We start from the raw sequence: 1,769 nt of genomic DNA on the forward strand, positions 1-1,769 counted from the left end.
TAGGTCCGGAAGACGCGCGTGCCGAGGAAGGTCGGCTTCGGCGGCTGGTAGCCGGCCCAGTCCGGCCTCAAGGGGTTGGCCCGGGCCTTGGCCAGCGGCAGGCGCTGCTTGTCGGCCTCCGAGCGGCGATGGGCGGCCGCGACCTTGGCGTATTCGGCCTGGATGCCCTCGACATAAGGCCCCTTCTGGTCCTGCGAGAGCAGGCTGGAGACGACGCCGACCGCGCGCGAGGCATCGGTGACATAGACCGTCTGGCCGCGTTCATAGGCCGGGTGGATCTTCACCGCGGTATGGACGCGGCTCGTCGTCGCCCCGCCGATCAGCAGCGGGATGTCGAAGCCCTCGCGCTCCATCTCGGCCGCGACGGTGACCATCTCGTCGAGCGAAGGCGTGATCAGCCCCGACAGGCCGATGATGTCGACATTCTCCTTGCGCGCCGTCTCGAGGATCTTCTGCGCCGGCACCATCACGCCGAGATCGATGACCTCGTAGTTGTTGCACTGGAGCACGACGCCGACGATGTTCTTGCCGATGTCGTGGACATCGCCCTTCACCGTCGCCATCAGAACCTTGCCGGCGGCGGAGCGCGCGCTACCGCCGTTGAGGCGCTTCTCCTCCTCCATATAGGGCATCAGGTAGGCGACGGCCTGCTTCATCACGCGGGCCGACTTCACCACCTGCGGCAGGAACATCTTGCCGGCGCCGAACAGGTCGCCGACCACCCCCATCCCGGCCATCAGCGGGCCTTCGATGACGTCGAGCGGCCGGGTGGCACTGGCCCGGGCCTCCTCGGTATCGCGGTCGATGAACTCGGTGATGCCGTTGACCAGCGCATAGCCGAGGCGGCTTTCGACGGTGTCGTCGCGCCAGGCCAGGTCCTTGGTCGAGACCGAGGTCGAGCCGTCGCCCTTGAAGCGCGGCGCGGCATCGAGCAGGCGCTCGGTCGAATCCTTGCGCCGGTTGAGGACGACATCCTCGCAAAGCTCGCGCAGCTCGGGATCGAGCCCGTCATAGGAGCCGAGCTGGCCGGCATTGACGATGCCCATGTCCATGCCGGCCTTGATGCAATGGTAGAGGAACACCGAGTGCATCGCCTCGCGCACCTTCTCGTTGCCGCGGAACGAGAAGGACAGGTTCGAGACGCCGCCGGAGATATGGGCGTGCGGCAGGGTCTCGCGGATGGTGCGCGTCGCGTTGATGAAGTCGTTGCCGTAGTTGTCGTGCTCCTCGATGCCGGTCGCGATCGCGAAGATGTTCGGGTCGAAGATGATGTCCTCGGGCTGGAAGCCGGCCTCTTCGGTCAGGAGCTTGTAGGCGCGGCTGCAGATCTCGATCTTGCGCTCATAGGTGTCGGCCTGGCCCTTGTGGTCGAAGGCCATGACCACGACCGCGGCACCGTATTGCCGGCAGATCCGCGCCTGTTCGAGGAAGGCTTCCTCGCCCTCCTTCATCGAGATCGAGTTGACAATCGGCTTGCCCTGGATGGTCTTGAGGCCGGCCTCGATGACATGGAACTTCGACGAGTCGACCATGATCGGCACGCGGCTGATGTCCGGCTCGGAGGCGATCAGGTTGCAGAACTCGGTCATCGCCTTCTCGGAATCGAGCAGGCCCTCGTCCATGTTGATGTCGATGACCTGCGCGCCATTGGCGACCTGGTCGCGCGCCACGTCGAGCGCGGCGGCAAAATCGCCCTCGGTGACCAGCTTCCTGAAGCGGGCCGAGCCGGTGACGTTGGTGCGCTCGCCGACATTGACGAAGGGGATGGT

At 65.7% G+C, this 1,769-nt stretch carries 1 protein-coding gene; it reads right to left on the bottom strand.

The features are described 5' to 3' along the window. A partial coding sequence (locus tag V6M56_RS18340; RefSeq protein WP_332685614.1) for a dihydropteroate synthase occupies positions 1 to 1,769 on the bottom strand: 1,769 nt, incomplete at both ends.

It is taken from the genome of Allobosea sp. (assembly GCF_036675845.1).
GTDB lineage: Bacteria > Pseudomonadota > Alphaproteobacteria > Rhizobiales > Beijerinckiaceae > Allobosea.